21 protein-coding genes and 1 pseudogene are annotated in these 26,458 nt (G+C 58.1%); 15 read left to right on the forward strand and 7 right to left on the reverse strand.

The window, feature by feature from the left end; all coding sequences use genetic code 11:
• The first annotated feature begins 108 nt into the window (after nucleotides 1–108).
• From ACOI7D_RS04340 to ACOI7D_RS04355, 4 genes are all read left to right on the forward strand, one after another.
• Nucleotides 109–1,008, forward strand: coding sequence for a glycyl-radical enzyme activating protein (locus ACOI7D_RS04340; protein WP_109546508.1), 900 nt, complete (start codon nucleotides 109–111; stop codon nucleotides 1,006–1,008).
• Between the two features lie 5 nt (nucleotides 1,009–1,013).
• Nucleotides 1,014–3,446, forward strand: coding sequence for a formate C-acetyltransferase/glycerol dehydratase family glycyl radical enzyme (locus ACOI7D_RS04345; protein WP_109546509.1), 2,433 nt, complete (start codon nucleotides 1,014–1,016; stop codon nucleotides 3,444–3,446).
• A 179-nt stretch (nucleotides 3,447–3,625) separates the two neighbouring features.
• A complete protein-coding gene (locus ACOI7D_RS04350; RefSeq protein ID WP_109546510.1) occupies nucleotides 3,626–4,441 on the forward strand; it encodes a Cof-type HAD-IIB family hydrolase in 816 nt (271 codons plus the stop codon).
• 140 nt (nucleotides 4,442–4,581) lie between these two features.
• Nucleotides 4,582–5,847: a DUF1479 domain-containing protein gene (locus tag ACOI7D_RS04355; protein WP_017900150.1), complete on the forward strand. Its 1,266-nt coding sequence runs from the start codon at nucleotides 4,582–4,584 to the stop codon at nucleotides 5,845–5,847.
• On the opposite strand, the gene ACOI7D_RS04360 is transcribed toward ACOI7D_RS04355, so the two are convergent.
• A complete protein-coding gene (locus ACOI7D_RS04360; RefSeq protein WP_109547558.1) occupies nucleotides 5,844–6,917 on the reverse strand; it encodes a LacI family DNA-binding transcriptional regulator in 1,074 nt (357 codons plus the stop codon). The two genes, ACOI7D_RS04355 and ACOI7D_RS04360, sit on opposite strands and share 4 nt — an antisense overlap.
• 300 nt (nucleotides 6,918–7,217) lie before the next feature.
• Between ACOI7D_RS04360 and ACOI7D_RS04365 the strand changes: the two genes are divergently transcribed.
• Nucleotides 7,218–8,519: an MFS transporter gene (locus ACOI7D_RS04365; RefSeq protein WP_004886240.1), complete on the forward strand. Its 1,302-nt coding sequence runs from the start codon at nucleotides 7,218–7,220 to the stop codon at nucleotides 8,517–8,519.
• A gap of 15 nt (nucleotides 8,520–8,534) precedes the next feature.
• The gene (locus tag ACOI7D_RS04370; RefSeq protein ID WP_109546511.1) at nucleotides 8,535–10,898 is read left to right on the forward strand and encodes a glycoside hydrolase family 31 protein; all 2,364 of its coding nucleotides are present in this window, start codon (nucleotides 8,535–8,537) and stop codon (nucleotides 10,896–10,898) included.
• A 375-nt stretch (nucleotides 10,899–11,273) separates the two neighbouring features.
• Here the strand turns inward: ACOI7D_RS04370 and ACOI7D_RS04375 are convergent, their stop codons facing one another.
• Nucleotides 11,274–12,866, reverse strand: a complete 1,593-nt coding sequence (locus ACOI7D_RS04375) for an ABC-F family ATPase (protein WP_023288955.1) — start codon at nucleotides 12,864–12,866, stop codon at nucleotides 11,274–11,276.
• 48 nt (nucleotides 12,867–12,914) lie between these two features.
• On the opposite strand from ACOI7D_RS04375, the pseudogene ACOI7D_RS04380 reads away from it, so the two are divergent.
• Both ACOI7D_RS04380 and ldtB read left to right on the forward strand, forming a co-directional pair.
• Nucleotides 12,915–13,829 (forward strand): annotated as a pseudogene (locus ACOI7D_RS04380) (tyrosine-protein phosphatase).
• Between the two features lie 177 nt (nucleotides 13,830–14,006).
• Entirely contained in the window at nucleotides 14,007–14,921 is a 915-nt protein-coding gene (gene ldtB / locus ACOI7D_RS04385) for a L,D-transpeptidase (RefSeq protein ID WP_032428696.1), read from the forward strand.
• Nucleotides 14,922–15,068: 147 nt separating this feature from the next.
• Here ldtB and ACOI7D_RS04390 read toward each other — a convergent pair whose 3' ends face one another.
• From ACOI7D_RS04390 to mntR, 4 genes are all read right to left on the reverse strand, one after another.
• The gene (locus ACOI7D_RS04390) at nucleotides 15,069–15,785 is read right to left on the reverse strand and encodes a GntR family transcriptional regulator (protein WP_044521840.1); all 717 of its coding nucleotides are present in this window, start codon (nucleotides 15,783–15,785) and stop codon (nucleotides 15,069–15,071) included.
• Nucleotides 15,786–15,853: 68 nt separating this feature from the next.
• On the reverse strand, nucleotides 15,854–17,230 hold the full coding sequence (locus tag ACOI7D_RS04395; protein WP_109546512.1) for a glycoside hydrolase family 1 protein: 1,377 nt from the start codon (nucleotides 17,228–17,230) through the stop codon (nucleotides 15,854–15,856).
• 170 nt (nucleotides 17,231–17,400) lie between these two features.
• Nucleotides 17,401–18,513: an anion transporter gene (locus ACOI7D_RS04400; protein WP_048297121.1), complete on the reverse strand. Its 1,113-nt coding sequence runs from the start codon at nucleotides 18,511–18,513 to the stop codon at nucleotides 17,401–17,403.
• Nucleotides 18,510–18,983, reverse strand: a complete 474-nt coding sequence (gene mntR, locus ACOI7D_RS04405) for a manganese-binding transcriptional regulator MntR (RefSeq protein ID WP_004886216.1) — start codon at nucleotides 18,981–18,983, stop codon at nucleotides 18,510–18,512. The genes ACOI7D_RS04400 and mntR overlap by 4 nt, the downstream gene beginning before the upstream one ends.
• A gap of 185 nt (nucleotides 18,984–19,168) precedes the next feature.
• Between mntR and mntS the strand changes: the two genes are divergently transcribed.
• Both mntS and ACOI7D_RS04415 read left to right on the forward strand, forming a co-directional pair.
• Entirely contained in the window at nucleotides 19,169–19,294 is a 126-nt protein-coding gene (mntS, locus tag ACOI7D_RS04410; RefSeq protein WP_023288948.1) for a manganase accumulation protein MntS, read from the forward strand.
• A gap of 268 nt (nucleotides 19,295–19,562) precedes the next feature.
• Entirely contained in the window at nucleotides 19,563–21,143 is a 1,581-nt protein-coding gene (locus ACOI7D_RS04415) for a phosphoethanolamine transferase (RefSeq protein WP_023288947.1), read from the forward strand.
• Nucleotides 21,144–21,239: 96 nt separating this feature from the next.
• Here ACOI7D_RS04415 and ompX read toward each other — a convergent pair whose 3' ends face one another.
• Complete coding sequence (gene ompX / locus ACOI7D_RS04420) at nucleotides 21,240–21,752, reverse strand: outer membrane protein OmpX (RefSeq protein ID WP_004886207.1); 513 nt, start codon at nucleotides 21,750–21,752, stop codon at nucleotides 21,240–21,242.
• Between the two features lie 351 nt (nucleotides 21,753–22,103).
• Here ompX and rhtA point away from each other — a divergent pair, with 351 nt between their 5' ends.
• The 5 genes from rhtA (at nucleotide 22,104) to glnQ (ending at nucleotide 26,399) form a co-directional block, all read left to right on the forward strand.
• The gene (rhtA, locus tag ACOI7D_RS04425) at nucleotides 22,104–22,991 is read left to right on the forward strand and encodes a threonine/homoserine exporter RhtA (protein WP_023288946.1); all 888 of its coding nucleotides are present in this window, start codon (nucleotides 22,104–22,106) and stop codon (nucleotides 22,989–22,991) included.
• A gap of 237 nt (nucleotides 22,992–23,228) precedes the next feature.
• Complete coding sequence (gene dps, locus ACOI7D_RS04430; RefSeq protein WP_004886200.1) at nucleotides 23,229–23,732, forward strand: DNA starvation/stationary phase protection protein Dps; 504 nt, start codon at nucleotides 23,229–23,231, stop codon at nucleotides 23,730–23,732.
• Between the two features lie 416 nt (nucleotides 23,733–24,148).
• On the forward strand, nucleotides 24,149–24,895 hold the full coding sequence (gene glnH, locus ACOI7D_RS04435) for a glutamine ABC transporter substrate-binding protein GlnH (RefSeq protein ID WP_004886198.1): 747 nt from the start codon (nucleotides 24,149–24,151) through the stop codon (nucleotides 24,893–24,895).
• A 125-nt stretch (nucleotides 24,896–25,020) separates the two neighbouring features.
• A complete protein-coding gene (gene glnP, locus ACOI7D_RS04440) occupies nucleotides 25,021–25,680 on the forward strand; it encodes a glutamine ABC transporter permease GlnP (RefSeq protein ID WP_002895837.1) in 660 nt (219 codons plus the stop codon).
• The gene (gene glnQ / locus ACOI7D_RS04445; RefSeq protein ID WP_004212183.1) at nucleotides 25,677–26,399 is read left to right on the forward strand and encodes a glutamine ABC transporter ATP-binding protein GlnQ; all 723 of its coding nucleotides are present in this window, start codon (nucleotides 25,677–25,679) and stop codon (nucleotides 26,397–26,399) included. Before glnP ends, glnQ begins: the two co-directional genes overlap by 4 nt.
• Nucleotides 26,400–26,458: the final 59 nt, after the last annotated feature.

Raw genomic sequence — 26,458 nt, forward strand, 5'->3', positions numbered from 1 at the left:
CGTTATTCTATCCCCTGGCGATTATCGCCATCCCGCTTGTTGATTTGCGTCAATATAACTTTCATTTGAAAGTGTTTTTATATTCATACGCAAACAAGAGGGTAAGCCATGATCTTCAATATCCAGCGCTATTCCACCCATGACGGCCCAGGGATCCGCACCGTCGTCTTCCTGAAAGGCTGCTCGCTGGGCTGCCGCTGGTGCCAGAACCCGGAGAGCCGCGCCCGCAGCGAAGACCTGCTGTATGACCCGCGCCTGTGCCTGGCCGGCTGCGAGCTGTGCCAGCAGGCGGCGCCGGCGGTTATCACCCGCACCCTCGAGGGTCTGATCATTCACCGGCAACACGTTAACGACAGCCATATCGCCGCGCTGCGCGACTGCTGCCCCACCACCGCGCTCACGGTGTGCGGCGAGGAGAAGAGCGTCGAGGAGATCATGGCGACGGTGCTGCGCGATAAACCCTTTTACGATCGCAGCGGCGGCGGCATCACCCTTTCCGGCGGCGAACCCTTTATGAACCCGGCCCTGGCGCAGGCGCTGTTGGAGGCCAGCCATCAGGCGGGTATCCATACCGCGGTGGAAACCTGCCTGCACGTACCGTGGAAATACATTGAGCCGGCTTTACCCTTCATCGACCTGTTTCTCGCCGACCTGAAGCACGTCGACGAGGCCGTTTTCCGGCAGTGGACCGACGGCAGCGCCCGCCGGGTGCTGGACAACCTGCAGCGCCTGGCGCTGGCGGGGAAAAACATCATTATTCGCGTGCCGTTAATCCAGGGATTCAACGCCAGCGAAGCCGACATTACCGCCATCACTGATTTTGCCGCCGACCGCCTGCGGGTCAGCGAAATCCATTTCCTGCCCTACCACACGCTGGGAATGAATAAATACCAGTTACTCAGTCAGCCCTACACCGCACCGGATAAACCGCTGGATGCTCCCGAGCTGCTCGCCTTTGCGCAGGATTATGCGCGGAGCAAGGGGCTAACGGCGATCTTACGAGGATAACCCCTATGACTACCCTGAAACTCAACACCCTCAGCGCCCGTATCCAGGCCCATAAAATGGCGCTGGTGCATATCGTCAAGCCGCCGGTCTGTACCGAACGCGCCCGACACTATACCGAGATGTATCAGCAGCATCTTGATAAGCCGATCCCGGTGCGCCGCGCCCTGGCCCTCGCTCACCACCTGGCCGAGCGCACCATCTGGATCAAGCACGATGAGCTGATCGTCGGCAACCAGGCCAGCGAAGTGCGCGCCGCGCCGATCTTCCCGGAATACACCGTCAGCTGGATCGAGAAAGAGATCGACGATCTCGCCGACCGCCCCGGCGCCGGCTTCGCGGTCAGCGAAGAGAACAAGCGCATACTGCACGAAGTGTGCCCGTGGTGGCGCGGCCAGACCGTGCAGGACCGCTGCTACGGCATGTTTACCGATGAGCAGAAAGCGCTCCTCGCCACCGGCATTATTAAGGCCGAGGGCAACATGACCTCCGGCGACGCTCACCTGGCGGTCAACTACCCGCTGCTGCTGGAGAAAGGACTGGACGGCATGCGCGCGAAAGTCGCCGAACGCCGGTCGCGCATCAACCTGACGGTGCTGGAAGACCTGCACGGCGAACAGTTCCTGAAAGCGATTGATATTGTGCTGGCGGCGGTCAGCGACCACAGCAAACGCTTTGCCGCGCTGGCGCGCGAGATGGCGACGGCAGAATCCCGTGACGCACGCCGCGATGAGCTGCTGGCGATTGCCGAAAACTGCGACATCATCGCCCATGAGCCGCCGAAGACCTTCTGGCAGGCGCTGCAGCTGTGCTACTTCATTCAGCTGATCCTGCAGATTGAATCCAATGGCCACTCGGTCTCCTTTGGCCGCATGGACCAGTACCTCTATCCGTACTACCGCCGCGACGTTGAGCTGCAGCAATCGTTGGATCGCGAACAGGCCATTGAGCTGCTGCACAGCTGCTGGCTGAAGCTGCTGGAGGTCAACAAGATCCGCTCTGGCTCGCACTCCAAGGCCTCGGCCGGCAGCCCGCTGTACCAGAACGTCACCATCGGCGGCCAGAACCTGGTGGACGGCCAGCCGCAGGACGCGGTCAACCCGCTGTCGTACGCCATTCTGGAATCCTGCGGTCGTCTGCGCTCGACCCAGCCGAACCTCAGCGTGCGCTACCACGCCGGAATGAGCAACGACTTCCTCGACGCCTGCGTCCAGGTGATCCGCTGCGGCTTCGGCATGCCGGCGTTTAATAACGACGAGATCGTGATCCCGGAATTTATCAAGCTGGGAATCGAGCCGCAGGATGCCTACGATTATGCGGCCATCGGCTGCATCGAAACCGCGGTCGGCGGCAAATGGGGTTATCGCTGCACCGGCATGAGCTTTATCAACTTCGCGCGGGTGATGCTGGCGACGCTGGAAGGCGGCCGCGATGCCACCAGCGGCCAGGTGTTCCTGCCGCAGGAGCACGCCCTGTCGAAAGGCAACTTCGCTAACTTCGACGAGGTGCTGGCCGACTGGGACCGCCAGATCCGCTACTACACCCGTAAGTCGATTGAGATTGAGTATGTGGTCGATACTATGCTGGAAGAGAACGTCCACGATATTCTCTGTTCGGCGCTGGTGGACGACTGCATCGAACGGGCGAAGAGCATTAAGCAGGGCGGCGCTAAGTATGACTGGGTGTCCGGCCTGCAGGTGGGCATCGCCAACCTCGGCAACAGCCTGGCGGCGGTGAAAAAGCTGGTCTTCGATCAGGGCGTTATCGGCCAGCAGGAACTGGCGAAGGCGCTGGCGGAAGATTTTGACGGCCTGACCCACGAGCAGCTGCGCCAGCGGTTGATCAACGGCGCGCCGAAGTACGGTAACGATGATGACAGCGTGGACGCGTTGCTGGCGCGGGCCTACCAGACCTATATCGACGAGCTGAAGCAGTATCACAACCCGCGCTATGGCCGCGGCCCGATCGGCGGCAACTATTACGCCGGCACGTCCTCTATCTCCGCCAACGTTCCGTTCGGCGCGCAGACCATGGCGACGCCGGATGGCCGTAAAGCGCACACTCCGCTGGCGGAAGGGGCCAGCCCGGCCTCCGGAACCGACCATCTGGGACCGACGGCGGTCATCAGTTCGGTGGGTAAACTGCCCACCGGGGCGATCCTCGGCGGCGTGCTGCTAAACCAGAAGCTGAATCCGTCCACTCTGGAAAACGCGTCCGACAAGCAGAAGCTGATGGTGCTGCTGCGCACCTTCTTCGAGGTGCATAAAGGCTGGCATATCCAGTACAACATTGTCTCGCGCGACACGCTGCTGGAGGCGAAGAAACATCCTGATCAGTACCGCGATTTGGTGGTGCGCGTCGCCGGGTACTCGGCGTTCTTTACCGCTCTGTCGCCGGATACCCAGGACGATATTATCGCCCGTACCGAGCATACGCTGTAGCCCTTCAGGCCCGCTGGCGCGACGCTTAGCGGGCCTCCCCTGTCCTGCTGGCCGGGAAAGGCAAGGCCGACTCCCGGCATTTTCTGAATGCGTGAACTTTCATTCGAAATAAATTTGTGCTCCCCATCACATTGTAATTAGAATGTTACTGGTCGAAGTTAAGCCAGGAGCATCCCCTTATGACCGTTAAAGTTATCGTCACCGATATGGACGGAACTTTTCTCAATGACGCCAAAACCTACGACCGCTCACGGTTTCTGGCGCAATTCGCCCAGCTGCAGCAGCGCGGCATTGAATTCGTTGTCGCCAGCGGCAACCAGTACTATCAGCTGATCTCCTTCTTCCCGGAGATCCGCGAGCAGATCTCGTTCGTCGCCGAAAACGGCGCGCTGGTCTTTGAGCATGGTAAGCAGCTGTTCCACGGCGAACTGACCCGCCACGAATCGCAGGTGGTGATTGGCGAATTACTCAAAGATCCGCAGCTGAACTTCGTCGCCTGCGGCCTGCACAGCGCCTACGTGAGCGATAACGCCCCGGACGCCTTCGTCGACCTGATGTCAAAGCACTACCACCGTCTGCAGCGGGTAAGCGACTATCACGCCATCGACGATACGCTGTTCAAATTTTCTCTGAACCTGCCGGACAGCGAGATCCCGCAGCTGATCGATAAACTGCACGTCTCGCTCGACGGCATTATGAAGCCGGTCACCAGCGGCTTTGGCTTTGTCGATTTGATTATTCCCGGTCTGCATAAAGCCAACGGCATCAGCCGCCTGCTCAAGCGCTGGAACCTGTCGCCGCAGCAGTGCGTGGCCATCGGCGACAGCGGCAACGACGCCGAAATGCTGAAGCTGGTGAAATACGCTTTCGCCATGGGTAACGCCGCCGACAGCATTAAGGCTATCGCCGGATACGCGACCGACGATAATAACCATGACGGCGCGCTGAACGTCATTCAGGCCGTCCTCGATAACCGCGCTCCCTTCAACGATTGACCGCTCTCCGGGGCTGCACGCCCCGGCTTGTCCATTTTGTGCGCCGCAGCAAGATTTTAAACTTGCATTAACTCCATTTTAACTTAAATTAACGCTTGTAAGATTTAATACTTTCGAATGAAAGATACAGCGAGGTTATTATGGCTGCTCTCCCGACCCACGAAACACTCCCCGCCGACCACAAAGCGGCGATTCGCCAGATGAAGCAGGCGCTGCGGGCGCAAATCGGCGACGTCCAGGCGGTGTTCGATAAGCTCTCAGCGCGCATCAGCGAGCGCCTGCAGGAAATTGAGACGCTGAAAGCCGCAGGCCAGGAGGTCTGGCCAACCATTCCGTTCCGCGATATCGCCGAGGGAACCGTGAGCGATGCCCAGCGCGCGGCCATTAAGCGTCGGGGCTGCGCGGTGATCAAAGGCCACTTTCCGCGCGAACAGGCGCTGGCCTGGGATACCGCGATGCTGGAATATCTGGATCTGAACCATTTCGACGAGGTCTACAAAGGGCCAGGCGACAGCTTCTTCGGTACGCTGGAGGCTTCGCGGCCGGAAATCTATCCCATCTACTGGTCGCCCTCGCAAATGCAGGCCCGCCAGAGCGATGAAATGGCGGCGGCGCAGTCCTTCCTCAACCGCCTGTGGCGCTTTGAGCAGGACGGCAAGCGCTGGTTCGATCCGGACGTCAGCGTCATTTACCCTGACCGCATTCGCCGCCGTCCGCCGGGAACCACCTCGAAGGGGCTGGGCGCGCATACCGATTCCGGTGCGCTGGAGCGCTGGCTGCTCCCCGCCTACCAGCAGGTCTTCGCCAACGTGTTTAACGGTCATGTCGACGCTTACGATCCGTGGGACGCCGCGCACCGTACGGAAGTGGAAGAGTACACCGTCGACAACACCACCAAATGCTCAGTGTTCCGCACTTTCCAGGGCTGGACCGCGCTGTCGGACATGATCCCGGGTCAGGGGCTACTGCACGTGGTGCCGATCCCCGAGGCGATGGCTTATGTTCTACTGCGCCCACTGCTTGACGATGTGCCGGAGGATGAGCTGTGCGGCGTCGCGCCGGGCAGAGTGCTGCCGATCTCTGAGCAGTGGCACCCGCTGCTGATCAAAGCCCTCAGTTCGATCCCGGCGCTGAACGCTGGCGATTCCGTCTGGTGGCACTGCGACGTCATTCACTCGGTGGCGCCGGTGGAAAATCAGCAGGGCTGGGGCAATGTGATGTACATTCCGGCGGCGCCGATGTGCGAGAAGAACCTCGCCTACGCGCAGAAAGTGAAAATCGCTCTGGAAAAAGGGGCCTCGCCGGGTGATTTCCCGCGCGAGGACTATGAGGCCAGCTGGCAGGGGCGCTTCACCCTGGAGGATCTGAACATCCACGGCAAACGGGCGCTGGGTATCCCGGTTTAATCGTCATACAGCCCCTGCGGCTCCACGGCGGTATGGCCTTTGCCCGGCCGGATCCGCCGTACCGAATCGCGCACCACCAGCGTGCCGTGCAGCAGCAGCGAACCGTGCGGCGCCTCCGGGCGCAGCAGGCGCTGCTGCAGGAGGTGCACCGCCTCGCTGCCCAGCTCATCCCGCGGCACATGCACCGCGGTCAGCGGCGCCTCCTGGATCGCCGCCAGATTAAACCCGTCGATGCTCATCACCGAGACATCCTGCGGCACCCGCAGGCCGCGCTTTTGCAATGCGCTGACCGTGCCGGCGGCCATGAAATCGCCGCCCACCAGGAAGGCGGTGGGCAACGGCCTGCCCTGTAAGCCATCAAGCCAGGCCCCCACCTGCTCTTCGGTCTCTCTGGCGCTAAAGTTGGCGACGCTGATGAGATCCCGGCTGGCGGTAAAGCGCAAATTGCGCGCGCGCCACGCCTCCTCGATCCCCCCCAGCCGCAGCTCCATGGTATAGCGGCGCAAACACATGACGTTCATCACCACCCGATGCCCCATATCAAACAGATAGCGGGCGGCGCACTGGCCAATCAAACGATGATCGGGGGCAATGGACGGCAACCGCATCCCTTCATCCCGACAGTTTATCAAGACGCAGGGTTTACCCAGATCCGCCGCCAGGCCATGAATATGCGGATCGTCGATCCCCAGCAGCACCGCGGCCTGGGTCTCCGCTTCGTTCATGCGGGCAAGAAACAGATTGGCGTCGCTGTCGTTTTCGTCCAGCGCGCAGTAGCGCAGGCGCACTTCATGCGCCGCCAGCGCGTTATTGATGCTCTGGATCACCCGGTAGTAGAAGATATCCGACCGCTCATCGAAGGCGCGCTGCGGGGCAAACACCAGCAGATTATTGAGCAGCAGACGCCCGGCGGCCAGCCCCTGCATGACCCCCAGCTCGCGGGCGCACTCCAGCACCGCCCGGCGCGCCTTGTCGCTGGTATTCGCCTTTCCGGCCAGGACGCGCGAAACGGTACTGGCCGACAGCCCAGTGCGGGCAGCGATTTCGGCGACGCGCAGCTTTTTATCCATTTTGTGATCCAGCTCCGATTGGAAAATGAAAGAATTTTCATAATCGCCAAAGCGCTCCCTGTAAGCAAATGACAGCGCAAAATTTGAGATCCCGGTCATTTCATGAAAAAACTTGCATAAATAGCACTTTGCCCGCCGTTTTTTCTCCCTTAGCCTGAATTGGTCCAACATCTCCCATACTAGTTATACCAATGATGTTGAGATAAAAAAATAGACTATTCAAATAGTTAATAACACTACGTGGCCACTCAAGGATTGAGGTCGTCACTTTCCCCCTACTAACGTCATGTGGAGTGTGCTATGAGTCAAGGCCTCAACAATGATATCGCGGTCAGCAAAACGCGCCGGGTGGTAAAAAACCTGCGCTGGTGGGTGCTGGTCCTGTTTTTACTTGGCGTCACCGTCAACTACATCACACGCAACTCGCTGGGGATTATCGCCCCGGAACTGAAAGCGACGCTCGGCATTACCACCGAACAATATTCCTGGATCGTCGGCGCGTTTCAGCTGGCTTACACGATTTTCCAGCCGCTCTGTGGCTGGCTTATCGACGTCATCGGCCTGAAGCTCGGGTTTATGATCTGCGCCACCTTGTGGGCGCTGGCCTGTATCGCCCACGCCGGGGCCGGCAGCTGGCTGCACCTGGCGATATTGCGCTTCTTTATGGGCGGGGCCGAGGCGGCCGCCACCCCGGCCAACGCCAAGACCATCGGCGAGTGGTTCCCGAAGTCTGAACGGCCAATCGCCGCCGGCTGGGCTGGCGTCGGGTTCTCCATCGGCGCCATGCTCGCTCCGCCGATCATCTACTTCGCCCATGCCTCCTTCGGCTGGCAGGGGGCGTTTATGTTTACCGGCGCGCTGGCCCTGCTGTGGGTGGTGCTGTGGTGGGCCTTCTATCAGAACCCGGAAAAGCACCCCAACCTCAGCAAAAGCGAGCTGGAGTACATCAAGCAGGATAACGAAGCGCCACCGGTGAAACAGCCCTTCTTTACCGCACTCAAAACCGTCTCGAAGAATAAACGTTTCTACGGGATCGCCATTCCCGCGTTTATGGCCGAGCCCGCCTGGGCGGTGCTGAGCTTCTGGGTACCGCTGTACCTGGCCAAAGAGCACGGCATGGATCTCAAGCAGATCGCCATGTTCGCCTGGCTGCCTTTCCTCGCCGCCGACCTCGGCAGCGTGGTCAGCGGCTACCTCACCCGCCTGTACGTTCGCTGGTTCGGCTGTACGCGAGTCAACTCGGTGATCGCCAGCTCGGTGACCGGCGCGTTTCTGATGATCTCCCTGGCCCTCGTCGCTATCACCCGCGATCCCTATATCACCATCGTCCTGATCTCCATTGGCGGCTTCGGACATCAGATCATCTCCTGCATGCTCAGCGCGCTGGTGGTGGAGTCGTTCGACAAGGGACAAATGGCGACGGTGAACGGTATGCGCGGATCCGCAGCGTGGATCGCCAGCTTCCTGTTCTCGTTATTAATCGGGGTGACCGCCGACAAAATTGGCTTCAACCCGCTGTTCATCGCCATGGGTTTCTTTGACCTGATTGGCGCCGTTTTCCTGGTGGCATTTATTGCTGAACGTCGCGCCAAGCGCGCCTGAGAGTGGATGTAAGATATGAAGACGTTGAAACACTGGAGTTTGCATCAACAGCTGGAGCATCACGTTGAATTGACGGTCGATGGCCAGCACACCCTGTGCCTGTACGTACTGGAAGAGAATCTATTCCGCGTGCTGCTGAAACGCCAGGGCCAGCTGGCGCTGGATCGCACCTGGAGCATCGCTCCGCAGCAGGATGTGCCGTGGGAAGGCCGCGCCCGGGATGACCTCAGCGGTTTTAGTCTCCCGGCCTGGCAGCTGACCCAGGAGGACGATACGCTGACCATCGCCACCCGCCAGCTGCGCGTCACCGTCCATCAGCCGCTGTGGCTGGAGTGGAGCTATCGCGACGACGCCGGGGAATGGCAGCAGCTTGCCAACGACCGCCCCACCAGCGCCTATCTGGCCAATGCCCACGGAGATGGCGTCGCCCACTATCTGAGCCGCCGCAAAGACGAGCGTTTCTATGGCCTGGGCGAAAAGGCCGGCGACCTGCAGCGCACCGGTAAGCGGTATGAGATGCGCAACCTTGATGCCATGGGCTACAACGCCGCCAGCACCGACCCGCTGTATAAACATATTCCGTTCACCATCACGCAACGCAGCGACGTTAGCTATGGCCTGTTTTACGACAACCTGAGCAGTTGCTGGCTGGATTTGGGTAACGAAATCGACAACTATCATACCGCCTATCGCCGCTGGCAGGCGGAAGCTGGCGATATCGATTACTACCTGTTCACCGGTAAACAGGTGCTGGATGTGACCAAAGCCTTCGTCCGTCTGACCGGTAAAACCCTGTTCGGACCCAAATGGAGCCTCGGCTACAGCGGCTCGACCATGCACTATACCGACGCGCCGGATGCGCAAAATCAGCTGATGAACTTCATCCGCCTGTGCGATGAGCACGCTATTCCGTGCGATTCGTTCCAGCTCTCTTCCGGCTATACCTCGATTAACGGCAAGCGCTACGTCTTTAACTGGAACCACGACAAGGTGCCGCAGCCGAAAGTGATGAGTCAGTCGTTCCACGACGCCGGGCTGAAGCTGGCCGCCAATATCAAACCCTGCCTGCTGCAGGACCATCCGCGCTATGGCGAGGTGGCGGAGCGCGGTCTCTTCGTGCGCGATTCGCAAACCGACGCTCCGGAGCGCTCCAGCTTCTGGGACGATGAAGGATCGCATCTCGACTTTACCAATCCGCAAACCGTGGCCTGGTGGCAGGAAGGGGTCACCAGCCAGCTGCTGGAGATGGGCATTGATTCGACCTGGAACGATAATAACGAGTATGAGGTGTGGGACGGCGAAGCGCGCTGCTACGGCTTTGGCCGCGAAATCGCCATCAAGCATATTCGCCCGGTGATGCCGCTGCTGATGATGCGCGCCTCGATGGAGGCCCAGCAGCGCTTTGCGCCGCAAAAGCGCCCGTATCTCATCTCCCGCTCCGGCTGCGCCGGGATGCAGCGCTACGTCCAGACCTGGAGCGGCGATAACCGCACCAACTGGGATACGCTGCGCTATAACATCCGCATGGGGCTGGGCATGAGCCTTTCCGGGCTGTTTAACGTCGGCCACGACGTCGGCGGTTTCTCCGGCGATCAACCTGAGCCGGAGCTGTTGGTGCGCTGGGTACAAAACGGCGTGATGCACCCGCGCTTTACTATTCATTCGTGGAATGACGACCAGACGGTCAACGAAGCCTGGATGTATCCGGCCGTCACCCCGGCCATTCGTTCCGCTATTGAGCTGCGCTACCGCCTGCTGCCCTATCTGTACACCCTGCTGTGGCAGGCGCATGCTGACGACGAGCCGATGCTGCGCCCGACCTTCCTCGATCATCAGCACGACGCGCAGACCTTCGCCGAATGCGATGACTTCCTGCTGGGGCGCGATCTGCTGGTGGCCAGCGTGGTCGAGCCTGGCGCCCGCCAGCGTGAGGTGTGGCTGCCGGATAATCAGGCCGGATGGTACGATTTCTACAGCCACCAGTGGTTCGCCGGCGGCCAGTGGGTCACCCTCGACGCGCCGCTGGAAACGCTGCCGCTGCTGGTGCGCGCCGGGGCCGGACTGCCGCTCAGCGAGCGCATCCGCCATGTTGCTGCGCAACAGGACGATCGCCGCGAACTGCAGCTGTTCCCGCTGAAAGGCGTCGGAACCACTTCGGGTCTACTGTTTGAGGATGACGGCGAAAGCTGGGGCTATAAACAGGGCGATGCGCTGTGGCTGGAGTGGGAAATGGCGTGCGACAGCAGCACTATCAACCTGAAGGTCAACGCCCGCGGCAATTATCGCCCGGCGTGGAAAGCGCTGAAGCTGTCATTACCGGCGGGAGAAAAACGCAAACTGCTGGTGAATGGCGTCGAAGGAACGGAGTGGAGGCTCTGAGCATATGCCGGGCGGCGGCTTACGCCTCGCCCGGCCTGGATTTAATAATGTTCCCGGATGGCGCTACGCTAATCCGGGCTACAAACTGGTGGCCTCAAAATCCCCGGTGGCGCTACCGCTTACCGGGGCTACAGCACTGTGCGGTTTGGTAGCCCGGGTAACGGACAGTTTCAGTAACCATGGGTACAAGATAGAGCTCTTAAGCTCACAATGGCACGGACCGTAGGCCGGATAAGGCGCAGCCGCCATCCGGCGCGAAAGTGGCTCTTTACCCGCGGTTATTGCCCGGCGGCGCTACGCTTGCGCGGGCCTACAGATCACATGCCAGGCGTAGCCCGGGTAAGGCGTAGCCGCAACCCGGGTAACGAAGCGGGATTACTCGATACCTTTGCTGCGCAGGTAGTCTTCGTAGTTGCCGCTGAAGTCGATCACCCGTTCCGGGGTAATCTCCAGCACGCGGGTGGCCAGCGAGCTGACGAACTCACGGTCGTGGGAAACGAAGATCAGGGTGCCCTGATACATCTCCAGCGCCATGTTCAGCGATTCGATGGATTCCATATCCAGGTGGTTGGTCGGTTCATCCATTATCAGGATGTTTGGCTTCTGCATCATCAGCTTACCAAACAGCATGCGGCCCTTCTCACCACCGGACAATACTTTCGCCGGCTTCTTGATGTCATCCTGGCTAAACAGCAGTCGGCCAAGGATACTGCGCACCGCCTGCTCGTCGTCGCCTTCCTGTTTCCACTGGCTCATCCACTCAAAGACCGTCAGGTCGTTTTCGAACTCGTACTCATGATCCTGCGCGTAGTAGCCGAGTTGCGCATTTTCAGACCATTTCACGGTGCCGTTGTCCGGCTGCAGTTCACCCACCAGGGTTTTCAGCATCGTGGATTTACCCACGCCGTTGGCGCCCAGAATGGCAATCTTCTCGCCCACTTCCAGCAGCAGATTGACGTTTTTGAACAGCGGACCGTCTTCAAAGCCTTTGGTGAGGGCTTCCACTTCCAGCGCGTTACGGAACAGTTTCTTATCCTGCTCGAAGCGGATAAACGGGTTCTGACGGCTGGAGGCTTTAACCTCTTCCAGCTTGATTTTGTCAATCTGACGCGCGCGCGAGGTGGCCTGACGCGATTTAGAGGCGTTGGCGCTGAAGCGGCTAACGAAGGACTGCAGGTCGGCAATCTGCGCTTTTTTCTTGGCGTTGTCCGCCAGCAGACGTTCACGCGCCTGGGTGGCCGCCGTCATGTATTCATCGTAGTTGCCCGGATAGACGCGCAGCTCGCCGTAGTCCAGATCCGCCATGTGGGTGCAAACCATGTTCAGGAAGTGACGGTCGTGCGAGATGATAATCATGGTGCTGTCGCGGTCGTTCAGCGTCTGCTCCAGCCAGCGAATGGTGTCGATGTCCAGGTTGTTGGTCGGTTCATCGAGCAGCAGAATGTCCGGGTTAGAGAACAGCGCCTGCGCCAGCAGGACACGCAGCTTCCAGCCTGGGGCGACTTCGCTCATCGGGCCGTAATGCTGTTCAACCGGAATGCCCACGCCCAGCAGCAGTTCGCCCGCGCGCGCTTCAGCAGAGTAGCCATCCATTTCGCCATATTTCACTTCCAGGTCGGCCACTTTATAGCCATCTTCTTCGCTCATCTCGGCGAGGGAGTAGATGCGATCGCGCTCCTGCTTCACTTCCCACAGCTCGCCGTGGCCCATGATGACCGTATCCAGCACGGTGAACGCTTCAAAGGCGAACTGATCCTGACGCAGCTTACCGATGCGCTCGTTCGGGTCGAGAGAAACGTTGCCCAGCGTCGGTTCGAGATCGCCGCCGAGGATCTTCATAAAGGTCGATTTACCGCTGCCGTTGGCGCCGATCAGACCATAACGGTTGCCGCCGCCAAATTTAACGGAGATATTTTCGAACAGCGGCTTACTGCCAAACTGCATGGTAACGTTGCTGGATACTAGCACGGGGATATCCTGAAAAAAGAGTATGAGGGGTGTGATACAGCAGACATTATGCCAGTAAATGACGCACTTTTCACGGTCTGCGGTAAATTCCGCCGCGGCGCTTGTGCTAAGGTCTTTGTCAGATGCGCCAGAGACTGCGCGCAAACCGTTATTCTGTACGTGATGATGAGGAACCCCATGACCACCAGCCAACCGCGACATCCGGCCTTTTTATCCCTGCAGGGCGGCATTAATTTTCGCGACCTGGGCGGCCAGCGCGCCGCCGACGGACGCCGGGTACGCAGCGGCAAGCTGCTACGCTCCGGTGCGCTAAACCGGCTAACGGCAGAGGATCTCGACCACCTGGATACCCTGCCGCTCAGCCGGGTGCTCGACTACCGCGACCCCGGTGAAGTACAGCGCACGCCGGACAAACTGAGCCCGCTCACCCACTATCTCAACGCGCCGGCCAATCCGCCGATCGGCGAGGTCAACGCGAAGGTCACCGAGCTGAATGCCGCCACCCTTAATGCGCTCAACGGCGAGCAGTTTATGCTGCAACTCTATCGCCAGCTGCCGTTTAACAATCCGGCCTATCGCCAGCTCGCCGCATGGCTGACGACCCCTTTCGACGGCGCCTTGCTGCAACACTGCGCGGTCGGTAAAGATCGCACCGGCGTCGGCTGCGCGTTAACCCTGTTCGCCGTCGGATGCGACAGCGAGACGGTGATGGAGGAGTATCTCCTTACCCATGGCATGCTGACGCAGGTGGAGGCCTGGATGCTGGAGATGCTCGGCAACGACCTGACGGCCCAGGGGCGCCAGAGCCTGGCGGACATCCTGACGGTGAAAGAGTCCTATCTCGCCGCCGCGCTGTCGGCTATTCAGCAGCGCTATGGCAATGTCGACGCCTGGCTGGCGGAAGAGTACCAGCTTACCGCCCCGGTCCGCGCGGCGCTGCAGGCCCGGCTGCTGGAAGACTAACCCTCGTCGCCCCGAACGCCAGGGCGCGGCAGCCGAGGCGACAGGGAAAAAAATGTGATTTCGTACACATCTGATTTACCTGTTCAGCGGAATGCACATATAATGCGCTCCCATCTACTGTCTCAATCATTAACAAAGGCCTGTGTGGCGTTGATTTCGCACACGACATTAAAAACTATGAAATTATCTACACTCTTAGCGGCAGCCTTCGCCATCGTAGGCTTTTGCAATACAGCGTCTGCTGTCACCTATCCTTTGCCAACCGATGGCAGCCGTTTGGTTGGTCAGAACCAGGTCATCACCATTCCGGATGATAACAAGCAGCCGCTGGAATACTTCGCGGCGAAATATCAGATGGGGCTTTCCAACATGCTGGAAGCCAACCCGGGGGTGGATACCTATCTGCCGAAGGGCGGTAGCGTCCTGAACATCCCTCAGCAGCTGATCCTGCCGGATACCGTCCATGAAGGGATCATCATCAACAGCGCCGAAATGCGTCTGTACTACTACCCGAAAGGCACCAACACCGTGATTGTTCTGCCGATCGGTATCGGCCAGTTAGGCAAAGACACGCCAATCAACTGGACCACCAAAGTCGAACGTAAGAAGGCTGGCCCGACCTGGACGCCGACCGCCAAGATGCATGCGGAATACGCTGCCGCCGGCAACCCGCTGCCAGCCGTCGTACCGGCCGGTCCGGATAACCCGATGGGCCTGTACGCGCTGTATATCGGCCGTCTGTACGCCATCCACGGTACCAACGCTAACTTCGGTATCGGCCTGCGCGTGAGCCATGGCTGCGTACGTCTGCGCAACGATGACATCAAATTCCTGTTTGAGAACGTGCCGGTCGGCACCCGCGTGCAGTTTATCGATGAGCCGGTAAAAGCCACCACCGAGCCGGACGGCAGCCGTTACATCGAGGTTCACAACCCGTTGTCGACCACCGAAGCGCAGTTCCAGGGCGGCGAGATCGTGCCGATCACCCTGACTCAGCCGGTACAGGCGATCACCAGCCAGTCTGATGTCGATCAGAACGTGGTCGAGCAGGCTATCCAGAACCGCTCCGGTATGCCGGTGCGTCTGAACTAAGTTCTGCATGACAATAAAAACGGCGGGCCTGATGCCCGCCGTTTTTTTTATCGGTGTTGTGCCGGGCTGCGGCTGACGCCTTGCCTGGCGACTGAACCTGACAACACCCTGGCTCTGCTAAGCGCTGCGCCAACCGGGGCCCCCGGTCTAGCCGTTATTCACCAGAATAATCCCGCCGTGGTCGTAGCGATAGTGGCAGTGGGCGTACTCCAGCGGCGTGCCGTCTTCCAGATAGATAACCTGCTCCACTTCCAGCACCGGATCGGTGGGCTCGCAGTGAAGATGCTGTTTATCCAGTTCATCCGGCTTCATCGCCCGCACCACGCGGTAAGATCCCATCAGCTTCAGCCCCAGCGTCTCCTGGATATAGCGAAACACCGAGCTTTCCAGATGGCTTTTATTGAGCCCCGGCACCAGCCCCACCGGCATGACGGTCAGATCCAGCGACACCGGTTCCCCGTTGAGCAACCGCAGGCGAACAAAGTCATACACCGGGGCATCGGCGTCGATCAGCAGCGAACTCTGCTCCTTGTCAGTGGGAAAACGCACCTCAAAGCGCACCACTTCGCTTTGTACCTCGCCAAGATGCTCCCAGGTTTTGGTGGCGCCGAAATAGTCGCTGCCGGGCAGCTCCCACTGCGACAGCTGAAGGAAATTTTTCCGCACAAAGGTGCCCTGCCCTTTGCGGGTATAGATCAGCCCTTCGACGATTAACTGGCGCATCGCCTGCTGGATGGTCATCCGGCTGGTGCTGAACTCTGCCGCCAGCGCAAACTGGTCAGGTAACGGCGCGCTGGCAGGATACTGCTGGCTGATGATCCGTTTTTTTATTTCCCGCGCGATTTGCAGATACTTCGCCGTCATTCCCCGGTCCTTATACATTCAGTGAGTGGCTGGCGGGCAGGATCCACGGCCTGACCGCCAGAACACCATTACATCACGTCGCCATTGCTGTGGATCACCTGCTTCAGCCACGCATAGCTCTTCTTCGGCACCCGCCGCAGATCCTTGAGGTCATGGTTCTCGCGATTGACGTAGACCACGCCGTAGCGCTTACGCATATCGCCCTGCGAGCTGAGGATGTCGATTAATCCCCAGCCGAGATAGCCGATCACCTGCGCCCCATCCTCAAACATGGCCGCCTTCATGGCGTTGATATGGTCGCGATGGTAGGCGATGCGGTAATCGTCGGCAACCGGATGTTCACCGTCCCACGACTCAATCACCCCGATGCCGTTTTCAATCGGGAAAACCGGCAGGCGCCAGTCGTTATAATAGCGGGTGATAATGGTCCGGAAGCCCAGCGGATCGATCTGCCAGTTCCATTCTGTCGCGTTCAGGAACGGGTTATCCTGATTGCCAAACAGCATATAGTTGTTGACCGCCGTTTCCGGCGGGATCGCGTCGCTGTTCAGCGTCCGGCTGGCGTAATAGCTGAACGCCAGATAATCGACCTTCACCGTCGCCATCAGCGCGAGATCCTCCGGACGATAGATATCATCGAACCCTTCTGTGGCGACAAAATGCATCACCTCCGGGCTGTAGCCCTCCCCGGCGTAAGCCCGCAGCAGGTTCTGGTTTAAAAACTCGTCCAGCTGCTGGGCGCACAGGATATCGCGTGGTTTGCAGGTCGCCGGATAAACCAGGGCGTGGGCCAGCATCCCGCCCATCAGACACTGCGGCTTCGTCTGATGCAGGTGATCGGTCAGATGGACGTGCGCCATCATCACATGATGCTGGATCAGGTACAGCTCGCGCAGGGTCTTCTCCCCCTGCAGGTAGCCGGAAATCAGAAACGCTTCCGGCGAATGGTACAGATTCTGTTCATTAAAGGTGAGCCAGTATTTCACCTTGTCGCCATAGCAGGCGATCATCTTCTGGCCATAGCGAATAAAGGCGTCCATCACCCGGCGGTCGGTAAATCCGTTGTAGCGCTCCGCCAGCGAGAGCGGCATATCGAAGTGGTACAGACAGATCATCGGCTCGATGCCGCGGGCGATCAGTTCATCAATAAACTGATGGTAGAAGGCGATGCCCTCTTCATTGAACTCGCCGTCTCCCTCAGGGCACACCCGGCTCCAGGCGATCTGAAAACGGTAGCAGTTCATGCCCAGATCCTGCATCAGATCGAAATCTTCCCTAAAGCGATGATAGGAATCGGTCGCCACCTTCCAGTCGGAAGCGAATTCTGCCGGTTGCCGGATATCGTACACCGACATCCCCTTGCCGCCCTCGTTCCACGCCCCCTCCGTCTGCATGCTGGAGACGGAATTACCCCATAAGAAATCTGCCGGTAGTCTGTTGTTCATCCTGCGCCTCGATATATGACTAGTCATTTAAATTTCATGACTAGTCATATATCGAAAAGCGAACGGATGCGCAAAGCCAGGGATCGTTTTCTGTGAGCCGGGCAAAAAAAAGATCGCCCCGGGGGGCGATCCTGTCGAACGACGTGGAGGGCGGCAGACTGCTGCGGAAATCAGGCGCAGAGTTTGAAGAGCCAATAGCCGGTGAGGGCCGCCCACAGCAGCATGGGAATGGAGTAGAGATGGAAACGCCACCAGATCCGCCGATCGCCAGCCATGCGCAGGGCGATGATATTGGCCAGCGAGCCCGGCAGCAGACCAAAGCCCCCCACGTTAACCGCCCAGGCGAGCAGGATCGACGGTGGGACATAGTTGAGCAGCAGAATGGTCGAGGGCACATTGCTGATCACCTGCGACAGGCCGATGGCGGTCAGCCACAGTCCACCGCCGGAGAGCGTCCCGACCCCGCTCAGCACCTGGTGCAGCGCCGGAAGCTGGGTCAGCAGATGGACGTCGATAAACATCACCATAAACACCAGCAGCAGCGACCAGTCAACATGGACGATCACCGCCCGGGCCAGCGCCAGAAAGCCCAGCAGCACCAGCGCCAGTCCCCACAGCGCCTGATCCATCTCCAGCGCCGTCAGGAACACCAGATAGAGCCCCAGACAGCTCCAGACGAGCTTAGGCTGCCACGATGGCGCCATATCGCTGCTCTGGTAGGTAAGCCGCTTTGCCGGGAAACAGAGCCAGCACAGCGCCAGCAGGGTCAGCATCATTGCCGCCGCCAGGGGCAGCATCTGGCCGATAAACCCAGGGAAAGAGAGACCGGAGCGTCCCCACAGCAAGATGTTCTGCGGGTTGCCGATCGGCGTCAGCAGCGACCCGGCGTTCACCGCCAGCGCTTCGAAAATAATCAGCCGGTTTACCGGGATGGCGCACCACTTCTTCAGGGTCAGGGTCAGGGGCACCACAATAAACAGCGCGACGTCGTTGGTGAGGAAGGTGGACAGCAGCGCCGCCGCCAGCACCATAAACATAGCCAGCTGACGCTCGGTGACAAAGCGGCGGGCCATTTTACGCCCCAGCACGTCAAAATAGCCGCTCAGTTCAATCCCCTTGGTCAACAGCATCAGGCCGCTGAGGGTGATGATGGTATGCCAGTCAATGGCCGCCGGCCAGCTTGCCGGGACAAACGGCACCATCACGCTGAGCACGCAGGCGATAATCAGCAGCAGATGGAGAAAACGATCGCGCAGCAGCGACTGGACGAAGGGAAGAGTCATGCTTCCTGAGATCCCTGTGTTTGGGTAAATTTCAGGAACATCGCCAGCGTCTCTTCGCTCACGTGATGCTCCATCCCTTCGGCATCACGACGGGCGATCTCCGGACTGACGCCGATCGCCAGCAGGAAGTTCTCCACGATTTGATGGCGCTCACGGCTCTCCTGGGCCAGCTTCTCACCCTCCGCAGTTAAGAATATGCCGCGCCACGGGATCTGTTCGATAAGGCCGACGCTGGCCAGCCGTTTGAGCATCTTGGCGACGGTGGGCTGCGAGACCCCCAGCCGGGCGGCCATATCCACCTGACGCGCCTCGCCCACCTCGCGGATGAGGTCGGAAATCAGTTCAACATAGTCGTCAATCAGCTCGCGCCGATGCGCTTCCCGCACCTGGCGGAACCCTTCAACGTGCTCTTCAACATTTACTAACTGCGTCACTTTTTTTGTTATTGGCTTACCTGCGCGACGGTTCATTGTGCTTCCTCATTCGTGTGACGCGTCAAGCATCATATAAAAAGATCCACATTGTAATGGATTGCGCCAAGAGCACAAAAATTTAACGTTTTAGCCATAGCTATAAAATATAGCCTGTGCTATATCTGTATATAATGCAAACATCCATCAGGGAATGATGGAGCGAACTGGCAGGAGGAGAGCAGATGAACGAATTCAAGAGGTGCTTAAACGTGTTCAGCCATTCACCCTTTAAAGTACGCTTAATGCTGCTCGGTATGCTGTGCGAGATGATCAACGGTAAACCGCAGCAGGACAAACCCCATCGCTAAGGCGGCGTCGCGGTACGCCGCTTCATTTGTCCGTCATCATCTGCCGCTAAACTGACCGGTTTATCCCGTTTCCCCCACCTTTTTTCAAGTTTTGTAAGCGTCCTCGCAAAACAATCTGTTATGTCTGGTTGACCTTACCATTTACAAGCCCTATCTTTGCACAGCCCTGCCACATTCGCGGCTCGCAGAGACCCTCTTCACGCACTGTCCAGCAGGTTTTACCCCTTGAAGCCAGGGGATGCGCATGGCCTCTTTTTGATTGTTTACTATGAATGTCACCACCCTGAAAGATACGCTGGTCGCCCGCCGACTGGCACTGAACCCATGGACAGGATTCTACTTTTTACAATCGCTGTTGATTAACCTGGCGCTGGGCTATGAATTTAGCCTGCTCTATACCGTGGCATTTACCTGCGTGTTACATCTTCTGTGGCGTGCCTTTCCGCGCGTGCAGAAAGGAGTGGTCGGCGCTTATTCTCTGCTGGCGGCCCTCTACTACCCGTTTGGCCAGGCTTACGGCGCGCCCAACTTCAATACCTTGCTGGCGCTGCACGCCACCAACGTGGAAGAGTCCACGGAAATCCTCACCATTTTCCCGTGGTACAACTATCTGCTGGCGGTATTTATCTTCGCGCTGGGGATCATCGCGGTCCGCCGCAGGATCGTCGAGCAGACCCGCTGGGGAAAAATGGAGACCCTGGGCCTGCTGTTCAGCATCGGGATCTTTTTTCTCCAGCCGGTGCAAAATCTCGCCTGGGGCGGTGTATTCAAGGTGATCGATACTGGTTACCCGGCCTTCCGTTTTGTCAAAGACGTGGTGGTGAATAATAACGAGGTGCTGGACGAGCAGGCGCGGATGGCGCAGCTGGCCGGCATGAAAGATAGCTGGCACGTGCTGGCGGTGAAGCCGAAGTACCATCTCTATGTGGTGGTGATCGGTGAAAGCGCCCGCCGCGACGCCCTCGGCGCCTTCGGCGGCCACTGGGACAACACGCCGTTTGCCAGCTCGGTGAACGGGTATCTGTTTAACAACTACGTCGCCGCCAGCGGCTCGACGCAAAAATCCCTCGGCCTGACCCTTAACCGGGTGGTCGATGGCAAACCGCAGTTTCAGGATAACTTTGTCACCCTCGCCAACCGCGCCGGTTTCCAGACCTGGTGGTTCTCCAACCAGGGGCAGATCGGCGAGTACGACACCGCTATCGCCAGTATCGCCAAACGGGCGGATGAAGTGCAGTTCCTGAAAAACGGCGATTTCGAAGCCAATAAAAACACCCAGGACGAGCAGTTACTGAAGCTGACCGAGCAGGTGCTCTCCACCCAGCGTACCCAGCCGCAGCTGATTGTTCTGCATCTGATGGGCTCGCACCCGCAGGCCTGCGACCGGACCAAAGGCAAATATACGGTTTTCGTCCAGTCGAAAGAGACCTCCTGCTATCTCTACAGCATGACGCAAACCGATACCCTGCTGGCTAAGCTCTACAGCCAGTTGCAAAATTCCGGCGACACCTTTTCCCTGACCTACTTTTCCGATCATGGTCTGGCGTTCAAGGAGCGAGGCAAAGAGGTGCAGTATCTGGCGCACGACGATAAGTTCCAGCAGAACTTCCAGGTGCCGTTTATGGTGCTCTCCAGCGATGACAAAGCGCATAAAGTCATTAAGGCGCAGCGCTCGGCGAATGATTTCCTCAGCTTCTTCTCGCAATGGACCGGCATCAAGGCGGCGGAAATCGCCCCGCGCTATCGGTTTATCTCTGAGCAGAAGGCCGGCCCGGTGTATATCACCAACTTCCAGCTGCAGAAAGTGGACTATTCACACCTCGGCAGCGATGAGTTCACCATCAACTAAAACGACGCGGTCAGCGCCGGCCAACCGGCCGGGCTGGCGGTCAGCAGGCAAAAAAAATCCGCCCCAGGAGGCGGATTTTTTATATCACCGGAGTGATTAGAAGCGGTAACCCACGCCAGCGATCCAGGTGCCGACGTCAACGTTACGAATACGAGACTGCTCGTAGGAGAAGTCCAGGGCAACGTTTTCGATCGGGTTGAACTGCAGACCAGCACCGTAGGAGAAACCGTAGTCGCTCATATCGGATTTATTAGGGAAGTTGTTGTTCTGGAATTTACCGTAACCAACACCCACTACGCCGTAGATGCTTGCCCAGTCGTTCAGACGGTAAGCCGGACCAGCGGTGATGCCGTAGTACTGACCTTTGTTGTAAGTACCGTTGCTGTTATTATCCTTTTCGGTGTAGGTGAAGGAACCGATAACGCCCAGCGGGTTGTTATCTTGCTCGTAACGGTATTTCAGGTTGAAACCGCCAGCTTTGTTCGCTTTACCCTGCATGTCGCTCTGCGCGTAACCGCCGGTTACGGTAGAAGTTGCAGCAAATGCAGTGGTACCTACGGATGCAGCCAGAACAACGGCCAGTGCTGAAAGACGTGCAATTTTATTCATAACCACCTCAAATGTGTTTCTAATAAGTCCTAAGCCTTAAATATATCAAAAACTTTTGGGAAACTCTTTGGAGTTTACATTGTCTAACATACTTTTTCATGTAACCAAAAGTTTCCATATTTCTATAACAATATGGAAAACAAGAGTTTTTGGCGTTAACTTACAGTTTAACGCTCATTAAGAAATTCGCAAGCATCCAGATTAATCCTAATCACCTGGTGAATTTCTCAGCAACTTTCGCCATTGTACTGTTTTTGCCCCTGTTTTTTTCAACATTAGCTCAACCGCCAGCAGCTAATTCCAGTACACTGGAACTTTTACCCCTTTTGACAAAAATTGACAGGAGAAAGGATGCCCGGTCCATCCCGAAAAGCGGCGGCATGGTTGCCGATAGTGGTGATTTTAATCGCTATGACCTCGATTCAGAGCGGCGCATCGCTCGCCAAATCGCTGTTCCCGGTGGTCGGCGCCCCGGGAGTTACCGCCCTGCGCCTGGCGCTCGGGACGCTGATCCTGGTGGTGGTGTTCAAGCCCTGGCGGCTACGTTTCTCTCCGGCGCAGCGCGTGCCGCTGCTGCTGTACGGCCTGGCGCTCGGGGCGATGAACTATCTGTTTTATTTATCCCTGCAGCGTATTCCGCTCGGCGTGGCGGTGGCCCTCGAGTTTACCGGCCCGCTGGCGGTGGCGCTTTTCGGCTCGCGCCGCCCGCTGGATTTTGTCTGGGTGGCGCTGGCGATCCTCGGGCTGTGGTATCTCCTGCCGCTGGGGCAGAACGTGGCGCAGGTGGATTTAACCGGCGCGCTGTTCGCTCTCGGCGCCGGGGCCTGTTGGGCGGTCTATATTCTGACCGGCCAGCGCGCGGGTGAGGAGCATGGTCCAGCCACGGTGGCGATGGGGTCGCTTATCGCCTCGCTGGTCTTTGTCCCGTTAGGTATGGCGCAAGCCACCGATACGCTGTGGCAATGGTCGCTGCTGCCCCTGGGGCTGGGGATTGCCATTCTCTCCACCGCACTCCCCTACTCTCTGGAGATGATGGCCCTGACGCGCCTGCCGACGCGCACCTTCGGTACGCTGATGAGCCTCGAGCCGGCGCTAGCCGCCCTGTCCGGTATGATCTTCCTTGGCGAAACCCTGAACCTCTCCCAGACCCTGGCGCTGGGCGCCATTATCATCGCCTCAATGGGCGCCACGCTGACCATGCAGCGGCAGAGCAAAATCAAGCAAGTCGATATCAATTAACATTCTGTTACGGCGGCGGCCCGCGCCAGTTGCGGGCCTGCCAGCCTTCACTAACCTTCTGATTGGAATGGTTTTTTCAAATAGCCAACCACTTTGCGCTATCGGAGTGATATGGCCTGCCGATGCCTCATACTTTAAAACCCTTGCTATACTTAGTCCCGAAGTTACCTGGGACAACGCTCCACATCATTCAGTTTTGAAGTGTGACGAGCATCAATATCAAGAGGATATGAAACGATGAGTACCGCTAAACTGGTTAAATCAAAAGCATCTAATCTGGTCTATACCCGCAACGATGTCGCTGACAGCGAAAAGAAAGCGACCATTGAGCTGTTGAATCGCCAGGTGATCCAGTTCATTGACCTGTCCCTTATCACCAAGCAGGCACACTGGAATATGCGCGGTGCGAACTTTATCGCCGTGCACGAAATGCTGGACGGTTTCCGTACTGCGCTCACTGAGCATCTGGATACCATGGCGGAGCGCGCCGTGCAGCTGGGCGGCGTCGCCCTGGGCACCACTCAGGTGATCAACAGCAAAACCCCGCTGCAGAGCTACCCACTGGATATCCATCATGTTCAGGATCACCTGAAAGCGCTTGCTGACCGCTACGCGGTAGTGGCTAACGATGTGCGCAAAGCGATCGGCGAAGCTAAAGACGAAGATACCGCAGATATCTTCACCGCCGCTTCCCGCGACCTGGATAAATTCCTGTGGTTTATTGAAGCGAATATCGAGTAAGGCTTTGCCGTCGGCCGCAGCGCGGTCGACGGCGCCTTTGCTTTTTCCACCCAGCCCTTGTTGTTTTTCCCTCCTCCGTTTTCCCTCACCCGCTGGCCCTGCACCATTTCAGGGCGTCAAATTGATGAAAATGCGCACAAAAGTAAAACAATTGTAATAATCACCTCACACAATCGTTACGGCGAGATTGTTTTCCCATCAGGGTTTGCGCTAAAAATGGGCTCGTTATTCAGCGACCTCAGGATGCACCAAAATAACACCCCGTTATGGTGCACTCTTTGCCTGAAACGATCGATATTGTGCAACGGCTACCGCTTCGTTTGTTGAAAAACAACAGCTTGTAAAAGTGGCACGATTTTTTCATTAGGCTAGTCGTTCTCGCAGGGGATCGTCCCGTGGATATAAAAGGAAATGCTATGAAGTCTGTATTTAAAGTTTCACTGGCTGCACTGACCCTGGCTTTTGCGGTTTCTTCCCATGCCGCCAATAAGACCCTGGTTGTCGCCACCGATACGGCGTTCGTCCCGTTCGAATTTAAGCAAGGCGATAAGTATGTGGGTTTTGACGTTGACCTGTGGGCGGCCATCGCCAAAGAGCTGAAGCTCGACTACACCCTGAAGCCAATGGACTTCAGCGGCATTATCCCGGCGCTGCAAACCAAAAATATCGATCTGGCGCTGGCGGGGATCACCATTACCGACGAGCGTAAAAAAGCCATCGACTTCTCTGACGGCTACTACAAGAGCGGCCTGCTGGTGATGGTCAACGCCAATAATAACGACATCAAAGATGTGAAAGATCTGAACGGCAAAGTGGTCGCGGTGAAGAGCGGCACCGGCTCCGTTGACTACGCGAAAGCCAATATCAAAACCAAAGATCTGCGTCAGTTCCCGAATATCGATAACGCCTACATGGAGCTGGGTACCGGCCGCGCGGATGCCGTCCTGCACGATACGCCGAACATCCTCTACTTCATCAAAACCGCGGGCAACGGCAAATTCAAAGCGGTAGGTGAATCACTGGAAGCGCAAAACTACGGTATCGCCTTCCCGAAAGGCAGCGACGAGCTGCGTGAGAAAGTGAACGGTGCGCTGAAAACGCTGCGCGAGAACGGCACCTACAACGAAATTTATAAAAAATGGTTCGGCACTGAACCAAAATAATAAAAACGTACATCGCCGGGCGCAGTCCCGGCGACTTCACAACGGTCTTCCGGCACAGACGTTGCGGGAGACAGTATTTTGGCGGAGGCTTTCCTCTGCTCTCGACACGGTAACAGGAACGTATTATGCAGTTTGACTGGAGTGCCATCTGGCCTGCCATTCCGATTTTGTTGGAAGGCGCCAAAATGACGCTGTGGATTTCCGTCCTCGGCCTGGCCGGCGGCCTGATCATCGGTCTGGTGGCCGGTTTCGCCCGCTGCTTCGGCGGCTGGATCGCCAACCACATCGCGCTGGTGTTTATTGAAATCATTCGCGGCACCCCGATTGTGGTGCAGGTTATGTTCATCTACTTTGCGCTGCCGATGGCCTTTAGCGATCTGCGCATTGACCCCTTCTCCGCGGCGGTAGTGACCATCATGATTAACTCGGGCGCCTATATCGCGGAAATTACCCGCGGCGCGGTGCTCTCCATTCATAAAGGCTTCCGCGAAGCGGGCCTGGCGCTGGGCCTGTCGCGTCGCGAAACCATTCGCCACGTGATCCTGCCGCTGGCGCTGCGCCGCATGCTGCCGCCGCTGGGCAACCAGTGGATCATCAGCATCAAGGACACCTCGCTGTTCATCGTCATCGGCGTCGCCGAACTGACCCGTCAGGGACAGGAGATCATCGCCGGCAACTTCCGCGCGCTGGAAATCTGGAGCGCCGTTGCCGTGATCTACCTGATCATCACCCTGGTCCTGAGCTTTATTCTGCGTCGTCTTGAAAGAAGGATGAAAATCCTGTGATTGAATTTAAAAACGTCTCCAAGCACTTTGGCCCGACCCAGGTGCTGCACGATATCTCTCTGAAAATCAATCAGGGTGAAGTGGTGGTCATTATCGGCCCGTCCGGCTCCGGTAAATCGACGATGCTGCGCTGCATCAATAAACTGGAAGAGATCACCAGCGGCGATCTGATTGTCGATGGCCTGAAGGTCAACGATCCGAAGGTGGACGAACGTCTGATTCGTCAGGAAGCCGGGATGGTGTTCCAGCAGTTTTACCTGTTCCCGCACCTGACGGCGCTGGAAAACGTGATGTTTGGCCCGCTGCGGGTACGCGGCGCCAGCAAGCAGGCGGCGGAGAAGCTGGCGAAAGATCTGCTGGCGAAAGTCGGTCTGGCAGAGCGCGCGCATCACTATCCGTCTGAACTCTCCGGCGGCCAGCAGCAGCGTGTGGCCATCGCCCGCGCGCTGGCGGTGAAGCCGAAGATGATGCTGTTTGATGAGCCCACCTCCGCGCTCGACCCGGAACTGCGTCATGAAGTGCTCAAGGTGATGCAGGATCTGGCGGAAGAGGGCATGACGATGGTGATTGTGACCCACGAAATCGGCTTTGCCGAAAAAGTGGCCTCGCGACTGATCTTTATCGACAAGGGACGAATTGCCGAAGACGGCAACCCACAGGAGCTGGTGAACAACCCGCCAAGCCCGCGTCTGCGGGAATTCCTGCAGCACGTCGCCTGACCCACAACGGCTCTCTCCGTCGCGGAGAGAGCCGCTTTCCAGATTCCTCTTCCCTCCCC

This window comes from Klebsiella sp. C360 (genome assembly GCF_048822415.1).
Lineage (GTDB): Bacteria > Pseudomonadota > Gammaproteobacteria > Enterobacterales > Enterobacteriaceae > Klebsiella > Klebsiella quasipneumoniae.